Annotated in this window: 4 protein-coding genes; all 4 read right to left on the bottom strand. The window is 63.6% G+C overall.

What is annotated here, in order from left to right; translation table 11 throughout:
• On the bottom strand, positions 1-1,159 hold a 1,159-nt coding region (locus EN939_RS25185; protein WP_127270510.1), incomplete at its 3' end, for a hypothetical protein.
• Between the two features lie 106 nt (positions 1,160-1,265).
• Entirely contained in the window at positions 1,266-1,997 is a 732-nt protein-coding gene (gene hutC, locus EN939_RS25180) for a histidine utilization repressor (protein ID WP_013530484.1), read from the bottom strand.
• Between the two features lie 32 nt (positions 1,998-2,029).
• The gene (locus tag EN939_RS25175) at positions 2,030-3,055 is read right to left on the bottom strand and encodes a zinc-dependent alcohol dehydrogenase (RefSeq protein ID WP_127270512.1); all 1,026 of its coding nucleotides are present in this window, start codon (positions 3,053-3,055) and stop codon (positions 2,030-2,032) included.
• A 15-nt stretch (positions 3,056-3,070) separates the two neighbouring features.
• The coding region (locus EN939_RS25170; protein ID WP_206528334.1) for a histidinol dehydrogenase at positions 3,071-3,639 on the bottom strand (569 nt) is incomplete at its 5' end.

The following is a 3,639-nucleotide window of genomic DNA, read 5'->3' as shown; positions in this document are numbered from 1 at the left end:
CCCGCAGGTTCATGACCAGCGTCGGCGACAGGAAAAGACCGGCCCGCAGCACCGCGCGCCAATCGGCCGGCAGCATGCCGCGCCGTTTGAGCTCCAGCAGCAATGGCCGCCACAGCGCTGTCGCCTTGACCTCCAGCAGGTCGCGGCGGACGGGGCTCAGGTCCCAGTCCGTGTCGACATGGAGCAGATTTCCGTCCAGCCGCGCCTGGGCGCGAAAAGCCTCTGTCGCGGTCGCCGGATCATAGAGCCAGAACGGATGGGCAAAGATGTTGTGGAACGTCGCCTTCACCTCCGCCAGCAGCGTCGGGATATGCGAGCCGGCAAAGGCGGGATCGAAGAAGGACAGTTCCGCCCTCCCCGCCTTAGCCGTGTACCAGACATTGGCGTTGTGGGCGTCGCCATGCGCGACCACGCCGCCGGCATCGGCAAGCCGGTCGGGCCGCAAGCGCACCGCGGCGGCATCGAAAAGCTCACCGACGCTGTGGGTGTACTGCTGGCCGTTGATGACGAATTTCAGCCGGGAAAACCGATCCCAATCCAGCTCGGCACCGGGAAAGACGAACGGCTTGCCGACATAGAAATCGGCCAGCCGGCCGCCTGGTGACAAGCGTGTCTCGGCATCGATCAGCCGCTCATGAAACAGCCTGTGGATCGGCTCCGCCGCCACGTCCTCGCCAGTGACGGGATGCAGCGTCTCGAGATAGACCTTGAGCAGCCTGGCCGACAGGTCGCGCTCGGCAAGAACGGCTTCTTGCCGCTTGCCGGCATCGTCCTGCGCATCCAGCGCGAACAGCACATCCGAAAATCTCGGATCCGTGCGGCGGCGGTAGACAAGGATCTGCTCGCCGGGCTGCGCCGACATGTGTATGGGTTGGTCGACCGGCAGGCCGGCGCGCGACAGAATCTCGGCGCGGTAATACTCGCCCGTCATCCCCTCCTCCCGCTCCTCCTGATGGAACTTGAAGAAGTAGGCCTTGCCGTCGTCTTCGAAGAAGCCGTTCAGGGAATTGAGGCTGTATTTGTCGAAGTTGATGCGCACATTGCGGGGACTCATCGCAAACAGGTCGCCCAGCAATGCCGCCAGCGCGCTTTGTGCTTCGGCAACATCATGCTGCGCGAGTGCCCGGATCTGCGCCGTGCGACTCGGTGTCTGCGTCATCTGTTGTCCTTCTTGGCCCGTCCATTCGAGAGCGAAAGCGTTCTCGTCAGCACATGTATATACATTGGCAACGAAACCGCTCCGACTTGCATTCGTCCTGCTTCCGTTAGCTGCTTTTTGAAGGGGAATAGCGGCTGCCGAGCGAGTAGCGACTGCCGGCATAGGTCAGCTTGCTGATGGTGGCCACCACCGCGCCTGTCCATGTCCGGCGGTGCAGGAAAAGGCAGCAGGCGCCGACATCGATGCCCAGATGCCGCGCCGTCTCGGCGTCGGCCGGGATCGCCGAGATGATATGCTCGACTTCGGTCACCGGGGTTTTCTGCATGAGATAGTCGTAGGTCGCCGTCTTCGAAAAATCCTGCTTGTCGTAATCGGGAATGAGGCTCGGATTGACGAAGCGCTCTTCCAGCTGCACCGGCAGATCATTCTCGAAATTGACGACGACGGAATGATAGATCGAGACGCGCTTTGGAAACTCGAACGACAGCGCCAGCTCCTTTGTCGGCATGATGGTTTCGAGGACGAGGACTTCGGAACGATGCCTGTTGCCGCGCTCGACGATCTCGGCTGCGATGTTGTTGATCTCGATCAGCGTCGATTGCGGCCGCGGCGGCGCGATGAAGGTTCCCACACCTTGCAGGCGGATCAGGAACCCGGCCGAGGTCAACTCTCTGAGCGCCCGGTGAACCGTCATCCGCGACACGCCGAGCGACGCCACCAACTCGTTCTCGGACGGCAGCTTGCGATCCTTGCCCCACCGGCCCGTTCCGATGTTCGCCAGGATGTAGTCCTTCACCTTCTCGTAAAGAGGGCTGGCCGTGTCGGGCAAAGTGATCATTTCAAAAGTCCTTTCCGGCGATTCATCGGAAATCACGACTGCTCGACAGGTTGCCGCATGCGGATGATTGTTTTCAAGCCGTCGCTGTGTCCCGCCAACAGCCGCTCATAGGCAGCCGGAATGTCATCCAGGCCGATCTCCTGGTCGATCAGCGCCAACAGCGGTTCGCTGAGTTCACCTAGCATCCGCACCGCCTCGGGCAGCTCATCGGCAAAGGCGTGGCATCCCAGCAAGCCGATTTCGCGTTCGACCAGCGTATTGGGATCAATGTCGAGGCGGCCATGGAAGATGCCCACCATGGCGATCGTGCCGCCGGGATCGACAACGCCAAGCAACTGGTTGAGCGCCGCGACGCTGCCGGTCGCCTCAATGGCCGCGAGCAGCGGGGCATTGGCGGTTGCGGCGGCAACGGCATCTCGGTTCAGATCGACGATCCTGGCACCCGTCACCTGCGACACGCGGGCGCAGCGGGCCTGGTTGCGGTCGGTTACGAGCACGGTGCCCGCAAAAGTTCGAGACAGCAGCAGCGCGGCAAGACCGCCGATCGGCCCGCAGCCGACGACCAGCACGGAGCCGGCCGTTTTCGGCAGGCGCCGCACCGCGTGCAGCGCCACCGCCAGCGGCTCGGCCATCGCCGCGACCCGCTCGTCGAGCCCGGCATCGATGATATGCAAAAGCCGCGCGGGCAGCACCGCCTGTTCGGCAAACCCGCCGTCGCAGATTTCTCCCACAAAGCCCAGCGACACACAGAGATGCCGCCTGCCGCCATGACATTGCGCGCAGTCTCCGCACCAGAAACGGGAATCGGCGACCACCCTGTCGCCGACGGCGAAGGCGTCCACGCCCGCGCCGATGGCAGTCACCGTGCCGGTCAACTCATGGCCGGCCGTCGAAGGCGACCGGCTTATCCACTGTCCCGTGCGGAAATTGTGCAGGTCCGAACCGCAAATGCCGGCGGCGTCGACCCTGAGCTTCACCCAGCCCGCATCCGGCACGCCCGGCGTGGCGATGTCCTCGATGCGCAAGTCACCAGGTCCATACAGTCGTGCGGCCTTCATCACGATCGCTTCCGCTCAACCGGCGAGATAGCGGTCGCGGATTTCCGAGACCGCGTTCTCATGCGAGCTGAAGCCCTCGTAGCGGGCGAGCCTGCGGGCGTGCAGAGCGAGTTCCGGATAGGCCGCCGAGGTGACATAGCCGATCGACGAGCGCTTGACGAAATCCGTCACCGAAAGCGGGCCGTAAGTCCGCGCCCAACGGCTGGTCGGCAGCACCGCATTGGGGCCGAGAACGAAATTGGCCAGCGTCACCGGCGTGTGCGGACCCATCAGGATTTCGGCGGCCTCGGTGATGCGCCCGAGATGCGCGAATGGCTCCTTCGACAGGATCTCGAGATGTTCGGGCGCATAGTCGTTGATGAAGCGGTAGCTGTCCTCCAGCGACGCCGTCAGCACGATGCCGCCGCGCTTGCCGGTCAGCACCGCGCGCGAAAACTCGACACGCTGCTCGGTCATCCGCGACCAATGCTCGGGAAGTGCAGCAAGCGCTGCTTCTGCAACCTTGCGGCTGTGCGTCACCAGATAGGCCGAGGAATCCGGCCCGTGCTCGGCTTCGATCAACAGTCCAAGCCGGCAAAGGCGCC

Origin of the sequence: Mesorhizobium sp. M7A.F.Ca.CA.002.05.1.1, from assembly GCF_003998335.1 — a bacterium.
In the GTDB taxonomy this organism is placed as follows: Bacteria; Pseudomonadota; Alphaproteobacteria; order Rhizobiales; family Rhizobiaceae; genus Mesorhizobium.
This window is presented reverse-complemented; position numbering and strand designations above follow the sequence as displayed.